At 71.9% G+C, this 25,250-nt stretch carries 21 protein-coding genes; 15 read left to right on the top strand and 6 right to left on the bottom strand.

All coding sequences use genetic code 11. The features are described 5' to 3' along the window. Nucleotide 1 precedes the first annotated feature (1 nt). The 3 genes from LR269_RS14335 (at nucleotide 2) to ispG (ending at nucleotide 2,938) form a co-directional block, all read left to right on the top strand. The gene (locus LR269_RS14335) at nucleotides 2-643 is read left to right on the top strand and encodes a CoA transferase subunit B (protein ID WP_231431434.1); all 642 of its coding nucleotides are present in this window, start codon (nucleotides 2-4) and stop codon (nucleotides 641-643) included. Nucleotides 644-645: 2 nt separating this feature from the next. After that, a complete protein-coding gene (locus LR269_RS14330) occupies nucleotides 646-1,737 on the top strand; it encodes an alpha/beta fold hydrolase (protein ID WP_231431433.1) in 1,092 nt (363 codons plus the stop codon). Nucleotides 1,738-1,807: 70 nt separating this feature from the next. After that, nucleotides 1,808-2,938 carry a flavodoxin-dependent (E)-4-hydroxy-3-methylbut-2-enyl-diphosphate synthase gene (gene ispG / locus LR269_RS14325; RefSeq protein ID WP_231432358.1) on the top strand — a complete coding sequence of 377 codons (1,131 nt, stop codon included), beginning with the start codon at nucleotides 1,808-1,810 and terminating at the stop codon, nucleotides 2,936-2,938. 63 nt (nucleotides 2,939-3,001) lie between these two features. On the opposite strand, the gene LR269_RS14320 is transcribed toward ispG, so the two are convergent. Both LR269_RS14320 and LR269_RS14315 read right to left on the bottom strand, forming a co-directional pair. Next, nucleotides 3,002-4,423: an RNB domain-containing ribonuclease gene (locus LR269_RS14320; protein ID WP_231431432.1), complete on the bottom strand. Its 1,422-nt coding sequence runs from the start codon at nucleotides 4,421-4,423 to the stop codon at nucleotides 3,002-3,004. A 9-nt stretch (nucleotides 4,424-4,432) separates the two neighbouring features. After that, nucleotides 4,433-5,443 (bottom strand): phosphotransferase, encoded by a 1,011-nt coding sequence (locus LR269_RS14315; RefSeq protein WP_231431431.1) that lies wholly within the window; start codon nucleotides 5,441-5,443, stop codon nucleotides 4,433-4,435. 165 nt (nucleotides 5,444-5,608) lie between these two features. Here LR269_RS14315 and LR269_RS14310 point away from each other — a divergent pair, with 165 nt between their 5' ends. Both LR269_RS14310 and LR269_RS14305 read left to right on the top strand, forming a co-directional pair. Next, nucleotides 5,609-6,313, top strand: a complete 705-nt coding sequence (locus LR269_RS14310) for a lytic polysaccharide monooxygenase (protein ID WP_231431430.1) — start codon at nucleotides 5,609-5,611, stop codon at nucleotides 6,311-6,313. A 107-nt stretch (nucleotides 6,314-6,420) separates the two neighbouring features. Beyond that, nucleotides 6,421-8,184 (top strand): proline--tRNA ligase, encoded by a 1,764-nt coding sequence (locus LR269_RS14305; RefSeq protein WP_231431429.1) that lies wholly within the window; start codon nucleotides 6,421-6,423, stop codon nucleotides 8,182-8,184. Nucleotides 8,185-8,256: 72 nt separating this feature from the next. Here LR269_RS14305 and LR269_RS14300 read toward each other — a convergent pair whose 3' ends face one another. Continuing rightward, the gene (locus LR269_RS14300; RefSeq protein WP_231431428.1) at nucleotides 8,257-9,222 is read right to left on the bottom strand and encodes an ion transporter; all 966 of its coding nucleotides are present in this window, start codon (nucleotides 9,220-9,222) and stop codon (nucleotides 8,257-8,259) included. Between the two features lie 265 nt (nucleotides 9,223-9,487). Between LR269_RS14300 and LR269_RS14295 the strand changes: the two genes are divergently transcribed. The 6 genes from LR269_RS14295 to rbfA all read left to right on the top strand — a co-directional run bounded on the left by LR269_RS14295 (nucleotide 9,488) and on the right by rbfA (nucleotide 17,600). Further along, on the top strand, nucleotides 9,488-11,542 hold the full coding sequence (locus LR269_RS14295) for a PhoX family phosphatase (protein ID WP_231432357.1): 2,055 nt from the start codon (nucleotides 9,488-9,490) through the stop codon (nucleotides 11,540-11,542). Between the two features lie 123 nt (nucleotides 11,543-11,665). Continuing rightward, on the top strand, nucleotides 11,666-12,751 hold the full coding sequence (locus LR269_RS14290) for a TIGR00730 family Rossman fold protein (protein WP_231431427.1): 1,086 nt from the start codon (nucleotides 11,666-11,668) through the stop codon (nucleotides 12,749-12,751). Nucleotides 12,752-12,875: 124 nt separating this feature from the next. After that, complete coding sequence (gene nusA / locus LR269_RS14285; protein ID WP_231431426.1) at nucleotides 12,876-13,874, top strand: transcription termination factor NusA; 999 nt, start codon at nucleotides 12,876-12,878, stop codon at nucleotides 13,872-13,874. Between the two features lie 48 nt (nucleotides 13,875-13,922). Continuing rightward, nucleotides 13,923-14,186, top strand: coding sequence for a YlxR family protein (locus tag LR269_RS14280; protein WP_308191657.1), 264 nt, complete (start codon nucleotides 13,923-13,925; stop codon nucleotides 14,184-14,186). A 100-nt stretch (nucleotides 14,187-14,286) separates the two neighbouring features. Continuing rightward, nucleotides 14,287-17,073, top strand: a complete 2,787-nt coding sequence (gene infB / locus LR269_RS14275; RefSeq protein ID WP_231431424.1) for a translation initiation factor IF-2 — start codon at nucleotides 14,287-14,289, stop codon at nucleotides 17,071-17,073. 59 nt (nucleotides 17,074-17,132) lie between these two features. After that, the gene (gene rbfA / locus LR269_RS14270) at nucleotides 17,133-17,600 is read left to right on the top strand and encodes a 30S ribosome-binding factor RbfA (protein WP_231431423.1); all 468 of its coding nucleotides are present in this window, start codon (nucleotides 17,133-17,135) and stop codon (nucleotides 17,598-17,600) included. Nucleotides 17,601-17,621: 21 nt separating this feature from the next. Here rbfA and LR269_RS14265 read toward each other — a convergent pair whose 3' ends face one another. Continuing rightward, nucleotides 17,622-18,548: a LysR family transcriptional regulator gene (locus LR269_RS14265; RefSeq protein ID WP_231431422.1), complete on the bottom strand. Its 927-nt coding sequence runs from the start codon at nucleotides 18,546-18,548 to the stop codon at nucleotides 17,622-17,624. 51 nt (nucleotides 18,549-18,599) lie between these two features. Continuing rightward, a complete protein-coding gene (locus LR269_RS14260; protein WP_231431421.1) occupies nucleotides 18,600-19,487 on the bottom strand; it encodes an A/G-specific adenine glycosylase in 888 nt (295 codons plus the stop codon). A 48-nt stretch (nucleotides 19,488-19,535) separates the two neighbouring features. Here LR269_RS14260 and LR269_RS14255 point away from each other — a divergent pair, with 48 nt between their 5' ends. Next, a complete protein-coding gene (locus LR269_RS14255) occupies nucleotides 19,536-20,123 on the top strand; it encodes a hypothetical protein (RefSeq protein WP_231431420.1) in 588 nt (195 codons plus the stop codon). A gap of 382 nt (nucleotides 20,124-20,505) precedes the next feature. Continuing rightward, nucleotides 20,506-22,734: a hypothetical protein gene (locus tag LR269_RS14250; protein ID WP_231431419.1), complete on the top strand. Its 2,229-nt coding sequence runs from the start codon at nucleotides 20,506-20,508 to the stop codon at nucleotides 22,732-22,734. Between the two features lie 117 nt (nucleotides 22,735-22,851). Here LR269_RS14250 and LR269_RS14245 read toward each other — a convergent pair whose 3' ends face one another. After that, nucleotides 22,852-23,847, bottom strand: a complete 996-nt coding sequence (locus tag LR269_RS14245; RefSeq protein WP_231431418.1) for a ketopantoate reductase family protein — start codon at nucleotides 23,845-23,847, stop codon at nucleotides 22,852-22,854. Between the two features lie 93 nt (nucleotides 23,848-23,940). On the opposite strand from LR269_RS14245, the gene truB reads away from it, so the two are divergent. Both truB and LR269_RS14235 read left to right on the top strand, forming a co-directional pair. Next, complete coding sequence (gene truB, locus LR269_RS14240; RefSeq protein WP_231431417.1) at nucleotides 23,941-24,870, top strand: tRNA pseudouridine(55) synthase TruB; 930 nt, start codon at nucleotides 23,941-23,943, stop codon at nucleotides 24,868-24,870. Further along, entirely contained in the window at nucleotides 24,867-25,235 is a 369-nt protein-coding gene (locus LR269_RS14235; RefSeq protein ID WP_231431416.1) for a hypothetical protein, read from the top strand. The genes truB and LR269_RS14235 overlap by 4 nt, the downstream gene beginning before the upstream one ends. The last annotated feature ends 15 nt before the right edge of the window (nucleotides 25,236-25,250 follow it).

Here is a 25,250-nt window from a genome sequence, read left to right as displayed (position 1 = left end):
CATGGCACTCACCCGCCTCGAGATGGCGGCCCGCGCCGCCCGTGAACTCAGCGACGGATCGTACGTGAACCTCGGCATCGGCCTGCCGACGCTGGTGCCGAACTACGTGCCCGAGGGCACGACGATCCTGCTGCAGTCGGAGAACGGCATCCTCGGCGTCGGGCCGTACCCGACGGAGGACGCGGTCGACCCCGACCTCATCAACGCCGGCAAGGAGACCGTCACCGTGCTCCCCGGCGCCGCGTACTTCGACTCGGCCCTGAGCTTCGGCATGATCCGCGGCGGCAAGATCGACGCCGCCATCCTCGGCGCCATGCAGGTCTCGGCGCGCGGCGATCTCGCCAACTGGATGATCCCCGGCAAGATGGTGAAAGGACCCGGCGGCGCGATGGACCTCGTGCACGGCGCCCGCCGACGCATCGTGCTCATGGAGCACGTCGCGAAGGACGGCTCGCCGAAGATCGTGGACGAGTGCTCGCTGCCGCTCACCGGCAAGGGCGTCGTCGACCGCATCATCACGGACCTCGCGGTGATCGACGTCACGGCCGACGGGCTCGTGCTCGTGGAGTGCGCGCCGGGCGTCAACGTCGACGAGGTCGTCGCCGCGACGGAGCCGCCCCTCGACACCTCCGCGGTGGGGTAGCCGTGGTCGACACGATCCTGCCCGGCATCCTGGCCCGGCAGGTGGCCACGCCGCGCCTTCGCGCCGGGGTGCTCGAGCGCCCCGCGGTGCCGGGCGAGCAGTCCGCGACCGTCGTCTTCGTCCACGGCAACGTCTCGTCGTCGTTGTTCTGGCAGCCCGTCATGCTCGCGCTGCCGGCCTCGGTGCGCGCGATCGCGATCGACCTGCGCGGCTTCGGCGACAGCGAGACGCTGCCGGTCGACGCCACGCGAGGGGTGCGCGACTTCTCCGACGACGTCGCATCGGTGATCGACGAGCTCGGCCTCGGCGCCGTGCACCTCGTCGGCTGGAGCATGGGCGGCGGGGTCGCCATGCAGCTCGTCATCGACCGCCCAGAGCTCGTCGCGAGCCTCACCCTGCAGTCGACGGTCTCGCCGTACGGCTTCGGCGGCACCCGGCTCGACGGGACGCTGCTGGTCGACGATGCGGCGGGCACGGGCGGCGGGGGAGCGAACCCCGATTTCGTCGCCCGGCTCGCCGCGGGCGACCGCACCGAGGAGTCGCCGACCTCGCCGCTCACGGTGTACCGGTCGAGCTACGTCGCGCCCGGTTTCGCCTCCGAGCTCGAGTCGATCTGGGTCGCCTCGATGCTGTCGACCGCCACCGGCGTCGACCACTACCCCGGGGATGCCTCGGGCTCGGCGAACTGGCCGGGGTTCGCGCCCGGCGGGCGGGGCGTGCTGAACACGATGGCGCCGACCCACTTCGACACCTCGGCCATCGTCGACGTCGCCGAGAAGCCGCCCGTGCTGTGGATCCACGGTGCACAGGACGCGATCGTCGGCGACGCCTCGTTCTTCGACCTCAATCAGCTCGGCAAGGCCGGCATCATCCCGGGCTGGCCGGGCGACGAGGTCGCACCGCCGCAGCCGATGGTGTCGCAGACCCGCGCCGTGCTCGCCCGCTACGCCGAGCGCGGCGGGGCGGTCACCGAGGTCGAACTGGACGGCTGCGGGCACTCGCCCCATCTCGAGCGGCCGGCCGAGTTCCTGGAGGCGCTCGTCGCGCTCATCGCGACTGAGGGCGAAGGGATGCCTCGGGCTGCATCCGCCTGAGGCATCCACTCGCGGCCGACGCTCGGCCTCGCGCAACTAGACTTGCCTCGTGCCTGCTGTGAATCTCGGAATGCCGAAGGTCCCCGAAGTCCTGGCCCCCCGACGCAAGTCGCGCCAGATCAAGGTGGGCAAGGTGCTCGTGGGCGGCAACGCCCAGGTGAGCGTCCAGTCGATGACCACGACGCCGACGACGAACATCAACGCGACGCTCCAGCAGATCGCCGAGCTCACGGCGTCGGGCTGCGACATCGTGCGCGTCGCCGTGCCGAGCCGCGACGACGCCGAGGCGCTGCCGATCATCGCGAAGAAGAGCCAGATCCCGGTCATCGCCGACATCCACTTCCAGCCGAACTACGTGTTCGCCGCGATCGACGCCGGCTGCGCCGCGGTGCGCGTCAACCCCGGCAACATCCGCAAGTTCGACGACCGCGTCGGCGAGATCGCGGCCCGTGCGAAGGCTGCTGGGGTGTCGCTCCGCATCGGGGTCAACGCCGGCTCGCTCGACCCTCGCCTGCTCGAGAAGTACGGCAAGGCGACGCCCGAGGCGCTCGTCGAGTCGGCCGTGTGGGAGGCGTCGCTCTTCGAGGAGCACGACTTCCACGACTTCAAGATCTCGGTCAAGCACAACGACCCGATCGTCATGGTGAAGGCGTACCGCATGCTCGCCGAGCGCGGCGACTGGCCGCTGCACCTCGGTGTCACCGAGGCGGGTCCCGCGTTCCAGGGCACGATCAAGTCGGCGACGGCGTTCGGCATCCTGCTCGGCGAGGGCATCGGCGACACCATCCGCGTCTCGCTCTCCGCGCCGCCCGTCGAAGAGGTCAAGGTCGGGCTGCAGATCCTGCAGTCGCTGAACCTGCGCGAGCGCAAGCTCGAGATCGTGTCGTGCCCGTCGTGCGGGCGTGCGCAGGTCGACGTGTACACGCTCGCCAACGACGTGACCGAGGGCCTCAAGCACGTCACCGTGCCGCTCCGCGTCGCCGTCATGGGCTGCGTCGTGAACGGCCCCGGCGAGGCGCGCGAGGCCGACCTCGGCGTCGCGAGCGGCAACGGCAAGGGGCAGATCTTCGTGAAGGGCGAGGTCATCAAGACCGTGCCCGAGGCCGAGATCGTCGAGACGCTCATCGCCGAGGCCCAGCGCATCGCCGACGAGATGGGCACCGACGCCCCGGTGGGCGCACCGACGGTCGTCACGCCCTAGCGTCGTTCGGCACGCCCTGCGCGTGAGTCGTCGCCCGTTCGGCGCCGCCGCTTGTGAGAGTGCTCACGCCGCGCCGAACCGCACCGTGCCGGTGCCGATGTCGGCCGCCTCGAGCACGACCTCGATCGCGCCGCCCGGCGCGGCGTCGGCCGGCGCGGGGCAGCTCGCCGTCACCGCGGGCGTCTCGAGCTGGAAGACCGCGCGGTCGCCCCTGAGCTCGAGCACGGTCGCGGTGAACCGCTCGCCGACCCGGTCGCGCAGGAGCGCCGCCTCGACCCGTGCGATCGACTCCGCGCCGAGGCGCCCCGCCCGCTGCTCGGAGGCGGCCATGATCGCAGGCAGCTCGGCGAGCGACGCACGCGCCCAGGCGGGCACCTCGCGCCCGGCGACGATCGCCTCGCACACGACGAGGCCCCATCGGTCCACGAGCCGGCGGATCGGCGCCGTCACGTGAGCGTACGGCGCGGCGAGCGCCGCCTGCATCGTCTCCGCGGGCGGTGCGCCGTCGAACGCGGCGTAGCCGGCACCGCGGAAGAGCCCGCTCGCGGCCTGCAGGACCGCGAGCGCCACGGGGTCGGCGCGGTCGAGTCGACGCAGGTACTCGCCGTACGACTCGTCCTCGGGCCACGGAAGCCCGAGCGCGACGGTCTGCCGGCGGAAGGCGGCGAGCCGCTCGTCGTCGGGGCTCGGCATGGTGCGCAGGATGCCGACACCCGCACCCAGCATGATCGACGCGGCGGCCATGCCGGTCAGCAGAGAGAGCTGCGCGTTCCAGTCCTCGACCGGCAGCGGCGTGCGGCGCGCGAGGTCGTAGCCGCCGTCGCTGCGCACGATCTCCTCGTCGGGGGTGTTGAGGCTCGCGCCGCCGCGGCGGCGTTCCTGCTCGATGCGGGCGCGCCCGATCTCGCCGAGGAGGGCGACCGGCGACTCCCGGTCGCCGTCGTCGATGAGCGCCTGCGCCCCGGAGTAGTCGAGGCGCGCCCGGGAGCGAACGAGCGCTCGCTCGACCGCCGTCGTCCCGAGGGTGCCGTCGGCGGCGAGCTCGAAGCGCCACACGTAGGCGGTACGGTCGACGCCGGGCAGGAGGGACGCCCGGTCGTCGCCGATGACCGGCGGGTGCAGGGGCACCCGACCGTCGGGAGCATAGAGCGTCTGCCCGCGCTCACGCGCAGCCCGGTCGACCGATCCGCCGGGCCGCACGAAACCGGGCAGGTCTGCGATCGCATAGTGCACGAGGAAGCCGTCGCCTCGGCGCGCGAGGTGCATCGCCTGGTCGAGGTCGGTCGACCCCGCCGGGTCGATCGTCGCGAACGGCAGGTCGCGCAGGTCGCGACCGGGTGCCTCGGGCCGGGATGCCTCGGCCTCGGCCACGACCTCGGGTGCGAAGCCGTCGGGCAGCGCCATCGACGCACGCAGGTCGGCGAGGGACGCGGCGAGCTCGCTCTGCGCGACGGACGGAGCCAGGTGCGGTCGGCGGGCGGGCATGCGCCCAGCCTACGAGTCGCCGGACGGACCGAGCACCCGCGAGAGGTGCCGCAGCACCGCCTCACCCCACTCCGCGGTCTCGTCGTCGGTGGCCTGCGCGAGGCATCCCCACCACGTGTGCGCCCGGTTCACCGCGTGCGTCGTCTCGGCCGCGGCGACGAGCCGGGCCCACTCGGCGTCGTCGAACCGCGCGACGTCGGCCCAGGCCTCGCGGAATCCCGCGACGACGGGCTCTGGGTCGATGCCGCGGTACTCCATCACGGCGCGGGGCACGAGCAGGGCCTCGACCGGGTGCGCCCACTGCGCGTCGCCGAAGTCGAAGAGGCGCAGCCCGTCAGAGGCGTCGTCCGAGGCGAACACGTTGCCGGGGTGCAGGTCGCCGTGCTGGAGGGTCGCGGGCAGGCCGCCCTCGTCGAGCGCCTCGGCGGCGAGCGCGACGCGGTCGGCCGCGGCCACGAGCGAGGCCGCGGTCGCCGCATCGGGCGCCGAGGGATGACCGGTGGGCAGGGCGAGCACGAGCCCGAGCAGCTCGGCGAAGCGGGCCGGCACGGTTCCGGGGGAGCAGTCGGGCACGCCGGCGCCGAGCACTTCGGCCGAGCGCCCGGCCAAGGAGCGCTGCACGCGCGCCCACTCGTCGATGACGCGCGACCAGTCCTCGGCGGCGGGGTCGTGCCGATCTGCGAGCGTCGCTCCGCGGTCGGCGGTGAGCATCCAGCCCCTGGAGGGGTCGGCCGCGATCGGGGCGTCGACATCGCCCGGAAGGAGCGTTGCGAGTCGCGCTTGGAGGGCGGGCTCGAACGACTGCGCGCGGCAGTTCGCCTTGAACCAGTACCGGGCGGCTCCCGACGGTCCTGCCACCTCGACGACGAGTTGCGTCGACCACGGGCGCACCCGCGGCTGTCGGGTCCCGACGACGACGACGTCGCGCCCGGCGAGCGACTCCGCGATCCAGCGGTCGGCTTCGGCCCGCCAGGCCTCGGAGGAGACCTCGACGGAGAACGGTGCGTTCGACTCACCCATGCGAGCACATTAGGCCATGCGCGAGCCGTCGGGCCGAGGCCTGAGGTCAGGGGTGCCTACGCAGTCGCCTACGCAGGATTGCGAATGCGGTCGTCCGCCCCGACCCCTACCGTGTGCGCTGGCGCGGGGCGTCCGCGCCGAGGCACTCGATCGAAGGAGCACGTCATGAAGCATCCGCGTCGCCTGGCCCTCGTCATCGCCCTCGCAGGAGGGCTCGTCCTCCCGTTCGCCGGCGCCGCCGCCGCGAGCGGCCACGGCTGGGTCGACGACCCGCCGAGCCGGCAGGACTACTGCTCGCAGGGGCTGACCTCGTTCGCCTGCGGTCAGGTCGAATACGAGCCGCAGAGCGTCGAGGCGCCCAAAGGGTCGCTCCGGTGCAGTGGCGGCAACCCTGCGTTCGCGATCCTCGACGACGCGACGAAGCCGTGGCCGCGCAAGGGCGTCGACGACACCGTCACCATCCAGTGGCACCTCACCGCGCGCCACGCCACGGAGAGCTGGGAGTACTTCGTCGACGGTGCGCTGTGGAAGCGCGTCAACGACTTCGGCGCCCAGCCGGCCGCGACCGTGCAGCACATCCTCACGGGGCTGCCGGCGGGCGAGCACACCATCCTCGCCCGCTGGAACGTCGCCGACACGACGAACGCCTTCTACAGCTGCATCGACGTGAACGTCGGCGGCCCCTCGAGCGGCGGCGGCTCGGGCGACGACTGCCCGGTCGCGTGGCAGGCCGACCAGGTGTACACGGCCGGCCAGCAGGCGAGCTCGGGCGGCCGCACGTGGGCGGCGAAGTGGTGGACCCGCGGCGAGGTGCCGGGCTCGGGCGGCGAGTGGGGCGCCTGGCGCGACCTCGGGCCCTGCCCGGCCTGACGCGCGAGCACGCCGCGGAGACCTCCCTCCGTCGCGCGATCGCGGCGGCCGGATGCCTCGGGGCCGCGCGGCCCCGAGGCATCCGGCCTTCTCAGTAGAATCGTCGGGTGCCCACACGCCTTTCGAACTTCTTCCTCCGCACGCTCCGCGAAGACCCCGCCGACGCCGAGGTCACGAGCCACCGACTGCTCGTCCGCGCCGGCTACATCCGGCGCCAGGCGCCGGGCATCTTCGCGTGGTTGCCGCTCGGCCTGCGCGTGAAGGCGAAGATCGAGCGCATCGTGCGCGAAGAGATGGAGGCGGCCGGCGCCCACGAGGTGCACTTCCCGGCGCTGCTGCCGCGCGAGCCCTACGAGGTCACCGGCCGGTGGACGGAGTACGGCGACGCGCTCTTCCGCCTGCAGGACCGCAAGGAGGCCGACCTGCTGCTGGCCCCCACGCACGAAGAGGTCTTCACCCTGCTCGTGAAAGACCTGTACTCGTCGTACAAGGACCTTCCGCTCACGATCTACCAGATCCAGGACAAGTACCGCGACGAGGCGCGCCCCCGTGCGGGGCTCCTGCGCGGTCGCGAGTTCACCATGAAGGACGCGTACTCGTTCGACGTCTCCGACGAGGGGCTTGATGCCTCGTACCAGGCGCAGCGCGACGCGTACGAGCGCATCTTCACCAGGCTCGGCCTCGAGTACGTCATCGTGAAGGCCGACGCAGGGGCCATGGGCGGCTCGAAGAGCGAGGAGTTCCTGCACCCGACGCCCGTCGGCGAAGACACCTTCGTGCGCTCGGCCGGCGGCTACGCAGCGAACGTCGAGGCGTTCGAGACGCTCGCGCCCGAGCCGCTGCCGATCGAGGGCCGGCCCGAGGCGCGCATCTTCGACTCGCCGAACACCCCGACGATCCTGAGCCTCGTCGACCACGTCAACGACCACGAGCCGCGCGCCGACCGGCCCTGGCACGCAGCCGACACGCTGAAGTGCGTCGTGCTCGCGTTGACCCACCTCGACGGCACACGCGAACTCGTCGCCGTGGGCATGCCCGGCGACCGCGAGGTCGAGCTGAAGCGCGCCGAGGTGGCGTTCGCCCCGGCCGAGGTCGAGGCCGCGACCGAGTCCGACTTCGCGAAGCACCCCGCGCTCGTCAAGGGCTACATCGGGCCGTGGTCGCCCGAGGGCCCCGTGCTCGGCGAGGAGTCGGCGAGCGGCATCCGCTTCCTCGTCGACCCGCGCGTGGTCGACGGCACCGCCTGGGTGACCGGCGCCAACCTGCACGAGAAGCACGTGCTCTCGCTCGTCGCGGGCCGCGACTTCGTCGCCGACGGCGTCATCGACATCGCCGACGTGCGCGCCGGCGACCCCGCTCCCGACGGCTCCGGCCCGGTCGAGCTCGCGCGGGGCATGGAGATCGGGCACGTCTTCCAGCTCGGCCGCAAGTACGCCGAGGCGCTCGGACTCAAGGTGCTCGACGAGAACGGCAAGCTCGCGACGGTGACGATGGGCTCGTACGGCATCGGCGTCACGCGCATCCTCGCGATCATCGCCGAGCTGCACAACGACGACAAGGGCCTCATCTGGCCGCCGTCGGTCGCCCCGTTCGACGTGCACGTCGTCGCCACCGGCAAGGACCAGGCGGCGTTCGAGGCGGCGGACCGCATCGTGGCCGACCTCGAGGCGTCCGGCCGCGACGTGCTCTACGACGACCGGCCCAAGGTGTCGCCCGGCGTGAAGTTCGGCGACGCCGAGCTCATCGGCGTGCCGACGATCGTGATCGCGGGCCGCGGTGTCGCCGACGGCGTCGTCGAGGTCTGGGACCGGGCGACCGGCGATCGCTCCCAGGTGCCGATCGACGGCGTGGTCGCCGCGCTCGACGCCTGAGCCCGCTCGTTCGCCGGGAGCGGGCGCTCGTTCGGCCCGCGCCGGCGGCCGCGGCGCCCAGCGAACGTCGGCTCAGCGCCCCGGCGCGGCATCCGCGAGCAGGCGGCGGAGTTCGGCGGCCGTCTCCTCCGACTGGGCGATCAGCGCCTCGAGCCGCGCACTGAGCTCGGCGGGTGACGCGGCGCCGGCCGCCTCCCGGGCGGCGACGGGCTCGGTCTCGTCGACGATGGCATCGGCGTCGCCCGCCGCCGTCGTGCCCGTGTCGACGGGCGCCGCGACCGCGCCTCCGGCGACGTCGTCCACGGTCGCATCGGCGGGTGCCGTCTCCGGCTCGAGTGCGGCGTCGGCGGCCTCCGCCGCCTTCTGCGGCCCGAGGAAGAGGTTCGCGAGGTAGCCCGTGAACGTGCCGAAGATGCCGACGCCGACGATGATGATGAGGGCGCCGATCAGGCGGCCCGGGTTGGTGACGGGGTACTGGTCGCCGTAGCCGACGGTCGAGATCGTGACGATCGTGTACCAGATCGCATCGGACGCCGAGGTGATGTTGGCGCCCTCGGCATCCTCTTCGACGGCCAGGATCGAGATGCTGCCGAACTGCAGCACGAGCACGCCGAGCAGCAGGAGCGTCATGAGCGTGCTGTTCGCCCGGTCGTGGATGAGCGTGCCCCAGATCGTGCGGAGGCCGAGCTCCCGCAGCAGCCGGATCACGCGGAGCACGCGGAACAGCCGCAATACCTTCAGCTCCGCGAACGGCAGGCTCGCGAGCAGGTCGGCCCACCCGAATCCGCGGAAGAAGTAGCCCGATGCGGACGGTGCCGTCGAGATGCGGTAGATGAAGTCGGCGAGGAAGATCGCGCTGAACAACGCGTTCATGACGGAGAGGATGAGCTGCAGCGACTCCTCCGCGTGGAAGAGGTACATCAGCACGAGGTTCGCGATCGAGAGGATCGAGAGCAGGCCGATGAAGATCTCGTAGGCGGTGTTCTTGAGTTCGCTGCGCTGGCGCTGGATGCGCCGCTTCGCGCGGGAGCTGGGCATTCGGGCGTCCTCCGGCTCTGGCGGCCCATCGGCCGCGCGGTCTCGATCGTGGGCGATACCGATTCTTCAGGATCGCGGGGGCACGGCGTGGGAGGCGCGGCTCGTCGTCCGGGTCGCGCCGGACCCGATCGTTCGGACGGCGTTCATGTTCCGGACACCCCCCATCCCGTGGGGCTTCGGTTTCGGCGTGCAGCCTGCACTCGACCCCCTTGACCGACGGCGTGAGGAACGATCCGTGACGATCACCGACATCCAGCTGCTCCCGATGGCCGACCACGTGCGCGGCAAGCGCTCGGCCGTGACCTGCCATTTCAAGTGCGCCAATGCCTGCATCGGGCCGGAGTGCAACACGACGACCAACGCGCACTTCCGCGATGTCGCCTCGGCCGCGCTGACGCGCCGGGCCCTGCTCGGCTTCGGCGCGGCCGGCGCAGTGGGCATCGCGCTCGCCGCGGCGTCGCCGAGCGGCTCGGCGTTCGCCGCTCCCGGCGGCGGGGCGTCCGGCGCGACGGGCGGGCTTCCGTTCGACGCGATCGACCCGGTGCCGATGCTCGTCGACGACGTGACGGTGCCGGCGGGCTACACGTGGCAGCCGATCATCCGCTGGGGCGACCCGCTCTTCTCGAGCGTGCCCGCCCTCGACTTCGAGCACCAGACGCCGGAGGCGCAGGCCGGCCAGTTCGGCTACAACTGCGACTACCTCGACATCCTGCAGGACCGCAGCGGCCGCACGGGCGTGCTCGTGAACAACCACGAGTACGTGAACCCCGCCATCATGTTCGCCCCCTCGACCGACGCCGCCGTGCTCGACGAGCGCGCGGCGATCGCGAAGGCTGCGCACGGCTTCTCGGTCGTCGAGCTGCGCCGCTCGAAGCTCGGGCAGCCGTGGCGCTACCTCATCGACGGACGCCGCAACCGCCGCATCACCGCGGACACCGTGTTCGAGGTCACCGGTCCCGCTGCAGGCAGCGTCCTCCTGCAGACCGCGGAGGACGCCGAGGGTCGCTGGGTGAAGGGCACGCTCGGCAACTGCGCGGGCGGCACGACGCCGTGGGGCACGGTGCTCTCCGGTGAGGAGAACTTCGACGGCTACTTCGTCTGGGCGGCCGACACCGCCGGGCAGAAGCGCTACCGGGCCACGCCGAGCACGAAGTCGACCTACACGTTCGAACGCATCGATCCGCGCTTCAACGCGAAGGACCCCGGATTCGTCAACGAGCCGAACCGGTTCGGCTGGATCGTCGAGATCGACCCCGAGGATCCGACCTCGACGCCGCGAAAGCACACGGCGATGGGCCGGTTCAAGCACGAGGGCGCGAACGTCATCATCGGCGAGGACGGTCGCGCGGTCGCCTACATGGGCGACGACCAGGCGAACGACTACATGTACAAGTTCGTCTCGAAGCGCGTGTTCGACCCCTCGGGCTCGAAGGCCGCGCGGCGTCGCAACATGACCCTCCTCGAGGAGGGCGACCTCTACGTCGCGAAGTTCACCGGCGACTCGCCCGCGGCCGAGATCACCGGCACGGGTGCACTGCCGAGCGACGGCGCCTTCGACGGCTCCGGCGTGTGGATCCCGCTCACGCAGGACGGCGAGAGCGTCATCCCCGGCATGTCGACCGAGGAGGTGCTCGTCTACACGAGGCTCGCGGCCGACACCGTCGGAGCGACGAAGATGGACCGGCCCGAGGACGTGCAGCCCAACCCGCGCACCGGCAAGGTCTACGCGGCCCTCACGAACAACTCGGGCCGCACCCGCGCGCAGGTCGACGAGGCGAACCCGGTCTCGCTCGTCTCTCCGACCGGGTCGGTCACGGGCAACCGCCACGGTCACGTGCTCGAGCTCACCGAGACGGCAGGGCAGTCGGGCACCACGTTCGGCTGGACCATCCTGCTGCTCTGCGGCGACCCGTCGATCGACGGCGAACGGCCCTACTTCTCGGGGTTCCCCGCCGAGCTCGTCTCGCCGATCTCGTGCCCCGACAACATCGCGTTCGACTCGGTCGGCGACCTCTGGATCTCGACCGACGGCGCGCCGAGCAAGATCGGCTACAACGACGGGCTCTTCAAGGTGGGACTCGAGGGGGAGGAGCGCGGGCGCGTGCAGCAGTTCCTCTCGGTGCCGCGCGACGCGGAGACGTGCGGGCCCGTCATCCACGATCGCGAAGGCATGGTGTTCGTCGCGGTCCAGCACCCGGGCGAGGAGGGCACGGTCGCCGAGCCGCATTCGTACTTCCCCGACTACGTGCCGACCCACCGCCGCGACTCCGGGCTGGTCGCGGCGCCGCGACCGTCGGTCATCCAGGTGTGGCGCGGCTGAGGGGGTTCGCCGCGTCATGGGGGGATGCCGCGTGGTCGGGGGGCCACGCGGCATCCGGTTCGTCAGCGGCGTCGGACGGGATGTCTCTGCGGCCGACCGCTGCGGGCGTGGCAGGCTGGCCTCGTGAGTGAGTTCGTCGCGTCGTCGCCCGATGCCCTGCCCGACTCCGTCGGCGAGGCGGTCGCCGCCCTCGTCGCCGAGATCGGCGCCGGGCGGAACCGAGCGCTCATCGAGCGCATCCTCGCGTCGGGGGCGCGGCTCGGGCTCGACGGCACCGACCGGCTCGACCTGAAGATCACCGCGGCGGCCCTCGAGGAGATGCGGCAGGCGTTCCGTTTGTTCGCGCCGTACACCGCCGTTCCCAAGGTCACCGTCTTCGGGTCGGCACGCATCGCCGCCGACGACCCGCTGTACCGCCAGGCGCAGGGCGTCGCCGCCTCGCTCGCCGATGACGGCTGGATGGTCGTCACCGGGGCAGGACCGGGCATCATGCAGGCGGCGGCCGAAGGCGCCGGTCCCGCGCTCGCGATCGGCGTGTCGATCCGACTGCCGTTCGAGGAGAAGCCGAGCGCCGCGATCGCCGTCGACGAGCGGCTCGTCACGATGAAGTACTTCTTCACCCGCAAGCTCATGCTCATGAAGGAGTCGCGTGGATTCGTCTGCCTGCCCGGCGGGTTCGGCACGCTCGACGAGACGTTCGAGCTCCTCACCCTGCAGCAGACCGGCAAGGCTGAGCCCATGCCGATCGTGCTGCTCGACGCCGAGGGGGGCACCTACTGGACGAGCCTGCGGCGGTACGTCGAGACCGAGCTCGCACCGCTCGGCATGGTCTCGCCGGGCGACCTCGATCGCGTGCTGATCACCGATTCGGTGGATGAGGCGGTCGCCGAGATCACCGGCTTCTGGCGCAACTACGACTCGCTCCGCTGGGTCGGCGACCGCCTCGTGCTCCGGCTCAACGCCGAACCGAGCGATGCCGAGGTCGCCGAGCTCGACCGTCGCTTCGGGCGGCTGCTCACGAGCGGGCGCTTCGCCCGCACCGAGCCGCTCGCCCCGGAGCAGGCCGACCGCGACGCGCTCGACAAGCCGCGACTCGTGTTCGAGCTCGACCCGCACCGGGTCGGCGAGCTGCACGAGGTGATCCGGGCGATCAACGCGCTGCCCTCGGCGCCCGCCAGGGCGACCCCGCCGTCGGTGCCGGGGGACTGACCGCCGGGTTGCGGATGCCTCGAACGGACCCGTTCCGCGGGTGACGGCGGCTCGCGGCATCCGATAGGCTTGAATGTCCGCTCCGAGGGGAAGCGGCCTGAGAGCTGAATAGAGGAGGCCGGAGATGGATATCGACCTCAGCATGCTTCGCATGGTGGAGCGCGAGAAGGAGATCCCGTTCGAGGAACTGGTGCAGATCATCGAGCAGGCGATCCTGATGGCCTACCTCAAGCACCAGAACCCGAACCAGCACGGGCATTCGAACCCGAACGGCGCCCGCGCCGAGCTCGACCGCAAGTCGGGGCACGTCACGATCTACGTGCCCGAGCTCGACGACGAGGGCAACGTGATCGGCGAGGCCGACGACACTCCGAACGACTTCGGTCGCATCGCGGCGTTCGCCGCGAAGCAGGTCATCATGCAGCGCCTGCGCGACATCGCCGACGATGCGGTGCTCGGCGAGTTCCGCGGCCGTGAGGGCGACATCGTGGCGGGCATCATCCAGCAGGGGCCGAACCCGAAGATGGTGCACATCGACCTCGGGACGGTCGAGGCGATCCTGCCTCCCGAAGAGCAGGTTCCGGGCGAGGAGTACCCGCACGGCCAGCGCATCCGCGTGTACGTCACGAGCGTCGCGAAGGGGGCGAAGGGTCCGTCGATCACGGTCTCGCGCACGCACCCCGCGCTCGTGCGCAAGCTCTTCGCGCTCGAGGTGCCCGAGATCGCCTCGGGTGTCGTCGAGATCGTCTCCCTCGCACGTGAGGCCGGCCACCGCACCAAGATCGCGGTGCGTGCGAACCAGCCCGGTGTGAACGCGAAGGGCGCAGCGATCGGCGAACTCGGCCAGCGCGTGCGCGCCGTGACCGCCGAGCTCGGCGCCGAGAAGATCGACATCGTCGACTGGTCCGACGACCTCGCGACCTTCGTCGCCTCCGCCCTCTCGCCGGCGAAGGTGACGAGCGCCTACGTGATCGACGAGCAGACGCGCGCGGTGCGCGCCCTCGTGCCCGACTACCAGCTGTCGCTGGCGATCGGGAAAGAGGGGCAGAACGCCCGGCTCGCCGCGAAGCTCACGGGAGCGAAGATCGACATCCAGCCCGACTCGATCCTCGAGCAGGGCTGACCGCCGCGAGGCGGTTTCGACCCCGGTCGGTGGCCCCGTCGGCGGGGCATGAGCGCAGAGTGTAAGATGGAACCCGTCAGAACGTGCATCGGATGCCGTTCGCACGCCCCGCGATCCTCGCTTCTGAGGGTCGTTCTCCAGGAATCCCAGGTGGTCGCAGACGATGCGGCCGTGCTTCCGGGGAGAGGCGCGTGGTTGCATCCGACGCTCGAGTGCTACCGCCTCGCAGTCCGGCGTCGTGCTTTCGCGCGGGCGCTCCGCATCCGCGGCGAGGTGAGCACCACCAACGTAGAGAACAGGCTGAACGGCTAGTGATCACCAATGAGTGACAAGTAATGAGCGGCTCGAAATGAGTCCCGTCCGCCATTGATGGTCTGCCCCTGTCCGGGTGCAGGCCCGGAACAGGAGAGAAGTGGCTGCCAAACCACGCGTACACGAGATCGCATCCGAACTCGGTGTCGACAGCAAGATCGCCCTTGAGAAGCTCAAGGAGATGGGCGAGTACGTCAAGGGACCCTCGTCGTCCATCGAACCCCCCGTCGCACGTCGCCTGAAGGCGGCGCTCGAGGCCGACGGCGCCGCGAAGGGCGCCGCACCGGCGGCCCCGGCCGCACCCGCCAAGGCCGGGGTGAAGCCCGGTCCCAAGCCGGGCCCCAAGCCCCCCGCGGCTCCGGCCCCCGAAGCTCCGGCTCCCGCCGCGCCCGCGCCGGCCGACGCGCCGCTGACGGTCGCCGAGCGCCAGGCCCAGGCCGAGGAGAAGGCGGCGCAGGCCGCCGCCGAGAAGGCCGCTGCCGAGCAGACGGCTGCCGAGAGCACGCCCGCCCCGGCGAAGTCCGGCGATGCGGTGAAGCCCGGCGGCGCCGCGAAGCCCGGCGGCGCGGCTCCCCGCCCCGCCCCGAAGCCCGGCGCCCCGCGCCCCGGCAACAACCCGTTCTCGAGCTCGCAGGGCATGGGCTCCCGCCCCGCCCAGCCGCGCCCGGGCAACAACCCGTTCTCGAGCTCGCAGGGCATGGGCCAGCGCCCGAGCCCCGGCAACATCCCGCGGCCCCAGGCGCCGCGGCCCGGTTCGCCGCGCATCGGCGCCCCGCGTCCCGCGGGCGGAGGCCGCCCAGGCGGGTTCCAGCGTCCCGGCGGTGCCGGAGCACGTCCCGGCGGTCCCGGCGGTGCCGGTGCCGGTGCGGGCGGCGGCTTCCAGCGGCCCGGCGGCGGCTTCGGCGGCCCGCGTCCCGCGGGTGGCGGCGGTCGCGGACGTGGTCCCGGCGGCGGCACGGCCGGTGCGTTCGGTCGTGGCGGCGGCAAGTCGAAGTCGCGCAAGTCGAAGCGGACGAAGCGGGCCGAGTTCGAGATGCGGGAGGCTCCGTCGCTCGGCGGCGTGAGCGTTCCCCGCGGCGACGGCAACACCGTCATCCGTCTGCGTCGAGGCTCCTCGATCTCCGACTTCGCCGACAAGATCGACGCGAACCCCGGTTCGCTCGTGACGGTGCTGTTCCACCTCGGTGAGATGGCGACCGCGACCGAGTCGCTCGACGAGGCCACCTTCGAGGTGCTCGGCGCCGAGCTCGGCTACAAGATCCAGGTCGTCTCGCCCGAGGACGAGGACCGCGAGCTCCTCGAGGGCTTCGACATCGACCTCGACCAGGAGCTCGAGGACGAGACCGACGAGGACCTCGCGCAGCGGCCCCCGGTCGTCACCGTCATGGGCCACGTCGACCACGGCAAGACCCGACTGCTCGACGCCATCCGCAACGCGAACGTCGTCGCGGGCGAGGCCGGCGGCATCACCCAGCACATCGGTGCGTACCAGGTGCACACCGAGCACGAGGGCATCGACCGTGCGATCACCTTCATCGACACCCCGGGTCACGAGGCGTTCACCGCCATGCGTGCCCGCGGTGCGCAGGTGACCGACATCGCGATCCTCGTGGTCGCCGCCGACGACGGCATCATGCCGCAGACGATCGAGGCGCTGAACCACGCCCAGTCGGCCAACGTGCCGATCGTGGTCGCGGTGAACAAGATCGACAAGCCCGACGCCAACCCGGCGAAGGTGCGTCAGCAGCTCACCGAGTTCGGCCTCGTGGCCGAGGAGTACGGCGGCGACGTCATGTTCGTCGACGTGTCGGCTCGCGAGGGCATCGGCATCCAGGAGCTGCTCGACGCGGTCCTGCTCACCGCCGACGCCGGCCTCGACCTGCGTGCGAACCCGAACAAGGCCGCGCGCGGTGTCGCGATCGAGGCGAAGCTCGACAAGGGGCGTGGCGCCGTGGCGACCGTGCTCATCCAGTCGGGCACGCTCAAGGTCGGCGACGCGATCGTGGCCGGTACGGCCTACGGCCGCGTGCGCGCCATGGCCGACGAGAACGGCGACCCCGTGACCGCCGCGACCCCGTCGCGTCCGGTGCAGGTGCAGGGCCTCTCGAGCGTTCCGCGCGCCGGCGACACGTTCCTCGTCACCGACGAGGACCGCACCGCCCGCCAGATCGCCGAGAAGCGCGAGGCCGCCGAGCGCAACGCGCAGCTCGCCAAGGCCCGCAAGCGCATCTCGCTGGAGGACTTCACGCGTGCACTCGAAGAGGGCAAGGTCGAGGCGCTCAACCTCATCATCAAGGGCGACGTGTCGGGTGCCGTCGAGGCGCTCGAGGAGTCGCTCATGAAGATCGAGGTCGACGACTCGGTGCAGCTGCGCATCCTCCACCGCGGTGTGGGTGCGATCACCGAGAGCGACATCGACCTGGCCACGATCGACAACGCGATCGTCATCGGGTTCAACGTGCGTCCCGACGTGAAGGCGCGCGAGCGCGCCGCCCGCGAGGGCGTCGACGTGCGCTTCTACTCGGTCATCTACAACGCGATCGACGACATCGAGAACTCGCTCAAGGGCATGCTCAAGCCCGAGTACGAGGAGGTCCAGTCGGGTGTCGCCGAGATCCGCGAGGTGTTCCGCTCCTCGAAGTTCGGCAACATCGCCGGTGTCATCGTGCGCAGCGGTACCATCACGCGCAACGCGAAGGCCCGTGTCATCCGCGACGGCGTCGTGGTCGGCGACAACCTCGCCATCGAGTCGCTCCGCCGGTTCAAGGACGACGTCACCGAGGTCCGTACGGACTTCGAGGCGGGCATCGGCCTCGGCAAGTACAACGACATCCAGGTCGGCGACGAGATCGAGACCATCGAGATGCGCGAGAAGCCTCGCGTGTGACCGAACGGCCCGGGGCGGCTCGCCGCCCCGGGCTTCGCTCGGAAGGAGCACTGACCACCATGGCTGATCCGGCACGTGCCAGGAAGATGGCCGACCGCATCAAGGAGATCGTCGCCCGGCGTCTCGACAAGGGCCTTCGCGACCCGCGTCTGGGCTTCGTGACGATCACCGACGTGCGCGTCACGGGCGACCTGCAGCACGCGAGCATCTTCTACACCGTGTACGGCACGGACGAGGAGCGTCGCGACTCCGCGCTCGCGCTCAAGGCGGCCACCGGGATGCTTCGCAGCGAGGTCGGCCGCAACATCACGGCGCGGCTCACCCCGTCGCTCGAGTTCATCGCCGATGCGATCCCCGAGAACGCCGAGCACATCGAGGAGCTGCTGCGCGAGGCGCGCACGCGCGACGAGGAGACGACTGCGCTCGCGGCGACCGCCGAGTATGCGGGCGAGGCCGACCCCTACGTCAAGCCGCGCGAGCTCGACGACGAGGCGGACGACGAGTTCGACGAGGCCGAGGCGCGCTGATCGCGGGCGGCTGCCGTCCGGTCAGCCGTGCCGTGGTCCGCGCACGCCGAGCAGTGCGCCCTGCACCTCGGCGACCCGGGCGCGCAGCGCTGCGATGAAGGCGAGCACCGTCGGCTGCCGCAACGCCTCGGGGCGGCAGACCAGCCAGTAGGGGAGCCGCTCCTCGATCGCATCGGGGAACAGTCGAACGAGATCGTCGTGCCGGTCGGCGAGGAACGCGGGCAGCAGGCCGAGGCCGGCGCCGGCGCGGGTCGCGTCGACCTGGACGTACACGTTCGTGCTCGAGACGGTGTCGACCATGCCCTGCGTCGGGCGGCGCGCCTCGTCGAGCGCGTCGACCTGCAGCATCGACTCGATGAAGTAGACGAGCGGGGCGCCCGCGAGCTCGCGCGGTGAGGCCGGGGTTCCGTTCGCCGCGAGGTAGTCGCGGCTCGCATAGAGCCCGAGCACGTAGTCGGCGACGTGGATCGCCTCGGCCTTCTGCACGTGCGGCTTGCCGACGACGACCTCGAGGTCGATGCCGACGCGCTGCTGCGTCGCACGGCGCTGCGCCGCGACGATCTCGAGCGTGACTCCGGGATGCTCGCGGCGCACCGCCACGATCGCAGGCGACGCGATGAACCCGCTGAACCCGTCGGTCGCCGAGAGCCGGACGACGCCCGTGAGGGTCGTGCCGCCGGGTCGCAGGCCGTTCATCGCCTGCTCGACGGCCTCCGCCGATGCCACGGCGTGCTCGCCGAGCGGTGTGAGCACCCACCCCGAGGCGCTGCGCGCGAGCACGCGCCCGCCGAGGGCGTTCTCGAGCGCGTCGATCCGCCGAGCCACCGTCGTGTGGTTGAGGCCGAGCTCGGCGGCGGCGAGGGTGTAACGGCCGGCCCTGGCGACCGCGAGCAGCACGAGCAGGTCGTCGGGGCTCGGTGCGGGGCGCGGGTCGGAGGCGAGGGTCATCCCTGCATGCTCGCACACCCGACCGGTGCGTGCAGGCGGCGGTTCCGCGGTTCAGGCGTCGGGCAGCGCGAGGCCGCCGTCGACCTCGACGGCGAGGCCGTCGGCGACGAGTCCCGAGACGGCGCGGTCGAGCTGGCCGCGGTCGGCCCAGACGACCGACAGCTCGTCGCGCGTCACGGGACGGTGGGCGGCGCGGAGCTCGCGCATGACGAGGCCGCGCACCTGCCGGTCGGAGCCCTCGAATCTCGCCTGCCGGGGCTTGCGCGGCCCGACGTACGGCGGGTGGCCGGCGGCGCGCCACGCGCATCGATCGCGAATGGGACACGAGCCGCACTGCGGCGCGCGCGCCGTGCAGACGGTCGCCCCGAGCTCCATGGCGGCCGCGTTGAACGCCCGCGCCGCGTCATCCGCCTCGGGAAGCAGTGCGGTCATCGCGGCGAGGTCGCGCACCGTCGACGGGGGAGCGGGCTCAGCCCGGCCGTCGACGGCGCGGGCGATCACGCGCCGGGTGTTCGTGTCGACGACGGGTACGCGAACGCCGAACGCGAACGCGGCGACCGCGCGTGCCGTGTACGGGCCGACGCCCTGCAGGGCGAGGAGCGCATCGACGTCACGCGGCACCTCGCCGCCGTGCCGCTCGACGATCTCGACCGCGGCCCGGTGCAGCCACAGCGCCCGGCGCGGGTAACCGAGGCGGCCCCACGCGCGCACCGCTTCGGACGCGGGCTCCGCGGCGAGGCTCGCCGGGGTCGGCCAGCGCTCGACCCACGCCTCCCAGCGCGGGACGACCCGGTCGACCTGGGTCTGCTGCAGCATGAACTCGCTGACCAGCACGGCCCAGGGCGAGACGTCGGCGGCGCGCCACGGCAGCGGGCGGGCGGCGCCGTCGAACCACGCGACGACCACGTCGGCGATCGAGGAGGCATGCGCGCGAGGCATCCCTCCAGCCTAGGGCGACCCGGACGCCCCGCGGCTATGCTCGCTCGTATGCGCCTCGTCACCACGCCTCGGGTCGCGTTCCTCCGCGAACTCGCCGCGGAGATCGCGCAGCGGTACGGCCGCGGCCGGATGATCGTCGCCGTCGACGGTCCCGTGCAGAGCGGCAAGACCGCCCTGGCGGACGATCTCGGAGCGGTGCTCGAAGAGGCGGGGCACGCGGTGTTCCGCGCGCGCATGGAGGGGTTCCATCGTTCCCGCGCCGCACAGGACGCGTTCGGCGACGACACCGCGGAGCGCTACTACCGGTACGGCTTCGACGAGTCGGCGCTGAAGCGCGTGCTCGTCGAGCCGTTCCGCATGGCCGGCTCGACCGCGTTCGTCACGCGCGTGCTCGACCCCGCTCGCGACGCATGGGTCGAGCCGAGGTGGATCACCGGCCCCGCCGACGCCATCCTCGTGCTCGACGGGCGCTTCGTGCTGCGCGAGCGGCTCGACGACCTCTGGGACTACCGCATCGTCGTCGACGGCGAGCCGGTCGATGCCGCCGACCGGCTCGCCTACGCCGATCGCGACCCGCGCGCCGTCGCCGACGCGCTCGTCGATCTCACCGAGCCCGAGCGGCCGATCAGGCGCTGATTCGCACCTCACGAAGGCCTTCTGCGATGTACCCCGATCGGAGTACCCCGTCTTCGGGGGACATCTGTGCCGATCTGTGCCCGAAACGGTAGCGCGTCCCCCTCTTTGAGGACATAATGAACTGATTGCCCAAGCCCCCGGCAGGCAGCGAAACCCGACGCAACACCCGAGCACCACCCGAATTACCCGAACATCCCGCAGAGATCGGCGCGACCACCCGTTCGCGCCGATCGTCGCTGCGCGATCGACCCGACCCCGCGCGTGCACCGCACGCCGCCCGTCGGGTCGATCGCCCAGCGACCGCGCCCTGACGCGCTCTCCGCTCGTTCGCTCCACCCGGTTTTCGCCGCCCCCGCTGGGCCGAACCCAGGAGATATCCCGAATGAGCAAGCTCGGCGTCGGTCTGACGCACGATGCCCACGGCGACGTCCGCATGCGGAAGCGCCCCACTCACAACCCGGTGCGGCGCCTCGCCGCGGCCGTGGCCGCGCTCGCGCTCGGCGCGGGCCTCGCGCTCGTCGGCGTTGCCGCCCCCGCGTCGGCGCACCACAACACGATCACGGCCGAGGCCGTGTGTTCGACGGACGGCACGACGGCCGACATCACGTGGACCGTCGCGAACTCCGAGGATCTCCAGGAGACGATCACGAAGTCGTCCGACGAGTCGATCGTCGCGACCGGGACGACGATCCCGGCGAGCGGCGAGGTCACGTTCGTGCAGCAGGGCGCCGCGCTCGGCGAGACGCACGAGCTGAAGCTGTCGGCGAAGTGGTCGAACAACCAGAAGGCGAACAACGCCGGCGCCATCACGCTCGACAGCGCGCTCTGCGGCGACGGGGGCGGCCAGGGCGAGATGAAGGTCTGCCCGAGCTACCTCCCGAACGGGACCGACAAGATCGACACGACCGGCGACCCGAAGACCGTGACGGTCACGGCGCCCGACGGCAAGCTCATCGACTACTACTGCGTGAAGGCCGGCTCCGTCAAGAACGGCAACGGTCCGCAGATCATCGACGTCGAACCGCCGGCGAAGACGGTGACGATCACCTACCCCGGCGGCAAGGCGATCAGCCACTACTCGGTGCACTACGTCGACGAGCCCGGGCAGCCGCAGATCGTCACGATCGAGGCGGCGCCGTCGCACATCGACCTGTGCGGCATCGGCAACGACACGTTCCAGCTCCCCTCCGACACGCAGGCGATCGACTGGTCCTTCATCGGATCGGTCGCATCCGGTGAGGTCACCGTGAGCGCCGCGGCGAAGCTCGGCTACATCTTCGCCGAAGGCGCGAAGACCTCGTGGACGTTCACGTTCACCGACGAGCCGTGCGAGGAGGAGCCCGAGGTCATCACGATCGACGTCGTTCCCACGTCGGCCGACCTCTGCGGCACCGCGAACGACGGCTACACCCTGCCGAGCGACACCGACGCCATCGCCTGGTCCGAGTCGGGCTCGGTCGCCGAGGGCGAGGTCGTGGTCACTGCGACCGCCAAGGACGGCTACCGATTCGCCGACGACGCGACGACCTCCTGGACGTTCGCCTTCACGGACGAGCCGTGCGAAGAGGAGCCCGAGGTCGGCGTCATCGAGGTCGTCCCGACCATGGTCGACCTCTGCGGCACCGCGAACGACGGCTACACGGTTCCGAGCGACACCGACGACTACAGCTGGTCGACGACCGGTTCTGTGGCCGAGGGCAAGGTCGTCGTGACCGCGACCCCGGCCGAGGGCTACGTCTTCGAAGAGGGTTCGCAGAGCGAATGGACGTTCGTCTTCACGAACGAGCCGTGCGCCGAGCAGCCCGAGGTCGTCACGATCGAGATCGGGCCGCGGTCCGTGGACGCGTGCGGCACGGCGAACGACGGCCACTACCTCCCCGAGGACACCGACGCCATCACCTGGAACGTGACCTCGGTCGAGCCCGGCGTGGTGACCGTCACCGCGACCGCCAACCCCGGCTACGTCTTCGCCGAGGGCGTGCAGACGAGCTGGACGTTCACCTACACCGACGAGCCCTGCCGCGCCACGCTCGAGGGCTCGGTCGCGACGGGGGTCTGCGAGGCGAACGCGCCGTGGATCTTCTTCACCGTGCAGCTCGACGACCCCGACGGCACCGTGCAGAACCGTGCCGTGCAGCTGGTGCTGAGCGACGGAACGAACACCGAGACGCTCGAACTGGGCGAACTCGATGAGGACGGCACCCTCGAGGGCCGCACGCTGTGGCCGGGCGCCTCGGTCGACGACGAGGGCAACGCCGACGGCTGGCCCGGCTGGGAGCAGCTCGAGGACGGGACGTGGGCCGAGACCGACGGCAACTTCGCCTGGACCCGCGACCTCACGAGCGCCACGCTCGTCGTGAACCCCGAGCTCTCGGTCGCGCTCAGCTACCCGCCGGCGACGCCGGACTGCGTGGCCGCTCCGCCGGTGCCCGAGACCCCGGGCGAGCCCGGTGGCGAGGGCGAGGCGCCGTCGACCCCGACCGCGTCCGGTGGCTCCGACCTCGCCGAGACCGGCTTCGCCGGCACCTCGATCGCGATCGTCGCGGGGGTGATCGTGCTCGCGGGCGCCGCCTTCGTGGTCGTCGCACGCCTGCGCCGCAAGAAGGCCTGAGGCCCGAGCGGCGCTGATCAGGCGCACTGAAGGAGGGGGTCCGGTTCGCCGGGCCCCCTTCGTCGTCGCTCGGACCGGGCGGGCTGCCTCGGGCGGCAGTCGCCCGAGGCATCCGCGTCAGACGGGCACTGCCGCGAGCACGCGCTCGTCGGGAAGGGGAGCGCCCGCCGCCTCGACCTCGTGCACGAGTGCCGTGAGCGCTCGACTCACGGGCGCGTCGCGGCCGACGGCGGCCGCCTCGCGCACGACGGCGCCGTTGAGGAAGTCGATCTCCGTCGGCTGCCCGCGACGTACGCTCTGCTGGGTGGAGCCGAGGTTCGGCACCGAACCCATGCGCACGCGCATGAGCCACGGCAGCACCTGCCCGAGTGCGAGCGGCAGCCGGGCGAAGAGCCGCAGCCGCCGGTCGCCCAACCCTTGGAGTGAACCGAACCGCACGCCGCGTGCGATGCCGACGCGCACCGTCTCCCGCATCGACGCGGCGACCACCCGGCGCAGCCTGCGATCGTCGATGACCGCCTGCACGCTGCGGCCGACGATGGCGGGCACCGCGTTGACCATGTTCACGACGAGCTTCGTCCACTGGGCGCCTCGGAATCCGGCGATCGCGACGACCGGCACGGCGTCGGAGAGGATGCGCGCCAGGCGAACCGACTCGGCGTCGGGTTCTCCGTCGCCGCGGCCGAGGTAGCTCGTCGCCGGCGTCGTCACCCGCACGACCCCCGGCTCGGTGTAGTTCGCCGCGATGATCGAGAGCAGGCCGACGCACGTCGACGCCGGGAGCAGGCGCTCCGCCGTCGCGACGCCGTCGAGGCCGTTCTGCACGACGACGACGGGGACGCCGTCGACGAGCGCCGCATTGGCCTCGATGGCCGCGGCCGCGTCCTGCGCCTTCGTGCAGACGAGCACCAGATCCGGGCGCACCGACAGCGTCTCGGCGGCCGCGACGCTCACGTGCGCATCACCGTATCCGCCGCTCAGCCGGATCCCGTGCTCCCGGATCGCCGCGAGCCCCGCGCCCCGCGCGGTGACCTCGACGTCGTGTCCCGCCCTGGCGAGCAGCGCCGCGAACGTCCCGCCGAGCGCGCCCGCGCCGATGATGCCGATCTTCACGGCATCCAGCGTAGGGCCGCGGACCTCGTCGGCCCGCCGGGCGGCGCGGCCGCCCCGTCGGCCGCGGCCGTCCCGGCTGTTAGCCTGTAGGGCGTGAACAGCGGCATCCTCCTCGTCGACAAGCCGCAGGGAATCACCAGCCACGACGTGGTCGCCCGCATGCGCCGGCTCGCCGGCACCCGCAAGATCGGGCACGCGGGCACGCTCGACCCCATGGCGACCGGCCTGCTCGTGCTCGGCGTCGACAGTGCCACCCGGCTGCTGCACTACCTCGTGGGCCTCGACAAGGAGTACTTCGCGACGGTGCGCCTCGGCTTCGGCACGACGACCGACGACGCCGAGGGCGACCCGCTGCCGCGAGCGCCGGAGGGCGATGCCGTCGTCGCGGCGCTCTCCGAAGCCGGCGACGGCGGCGCCGAGGAGATCCGCACCGCCATGCACGCCTTCACGGGCGAGATCGACCAGGTGCCGAGCTCGGTGAGCGCCGTCAAGATCGACGGCAAGCGCGCCTACCAGCGGGTGCGCGACGGCGAGACGGTCGAGATCACGCCCCGCCGGGTGACGGTGTCGGCCTACGACCTGCTCGCGGCCCGGCCCGCGGGCGACGGATGCCTCGACCTCGACGTGCGCGTCGAATGCTCCTCCGGGACCTACGTGCGGGCGCTCGCCCGCGACCTGGGCGCTGTGCTCGGCACTGCGGCCCACCTCACCGCGCTGCGACGCAGCCGCATCGGCCGATTCGCGGTGGACGAAGCCGGAACGCTCGAGGGATTCGACGTCGCGGAACGGCTCATCGCCCCCGCCGACGCGGCCCGGCGCGCCCTCCCGGTCCTCGACATCACCGACGGCGAGGCCGTCGACCTCGGCCACGGCAAGCGCATCGCCGCGGGGGCCGCCGCTGCCGCCGAGTCATCCGAAGCCGTCGCCGCGATCGCGCCGGGCGACCGCCTCGTCGCGATCGTCGAGCGCCGCGGCGCGCAGTGGAAGGTCGTCACCGGATTCCCGCAGGAGCAGAGCGCATGATCGACTGGTTCACCTGGCTGCAGCTCGCGGTCGCCGTCGCAGCCGGCCTGCTGTGCCTCGCGCTCGGCCTCGCCGGACGCAAGCCCAGCGACCTCAGCCTGGGATCGGTCGCGGTCGTCGAGGTGCTGCTCGTGGCGCAGGTCGTGATCGCGATCGTCGCGCCGCTCGTCGGCAACGCACCGACCGGGAGCGCCCTCGAGTTCTGGGTGTACCTCGTTGCGGCCGCACTCGTGCCGCCCGCCGCCGCCTTCTGGGCACTGCTGGAACCGAACCGGTGGTCGACGGTCGTGCTCGGCGTGGCGGCGCTCGCGGTCGCCGTGATGGTCTATCGCATGTACCAGATCTGGACCGTGCAGGGCATCTGAGGTCCTGTGCTTCTG

Source organism: Agromyces sp. S2-1-8 (genome assembly GCF_021129215.1).
In the GTDB taxonomy this organism is placed as follows: domain Bacteria; phylum Actinomycetota; class Actinomycetes; order Actinomycetales; family Microbacteriaceae; genus Agromyces; species Agromyces chromiiresistens.
The sequence above is the reverse complement of the archived record's forward strand: the minus strand, read 5'-3'. Positions and strand labels throughout refer to the sequence as shown.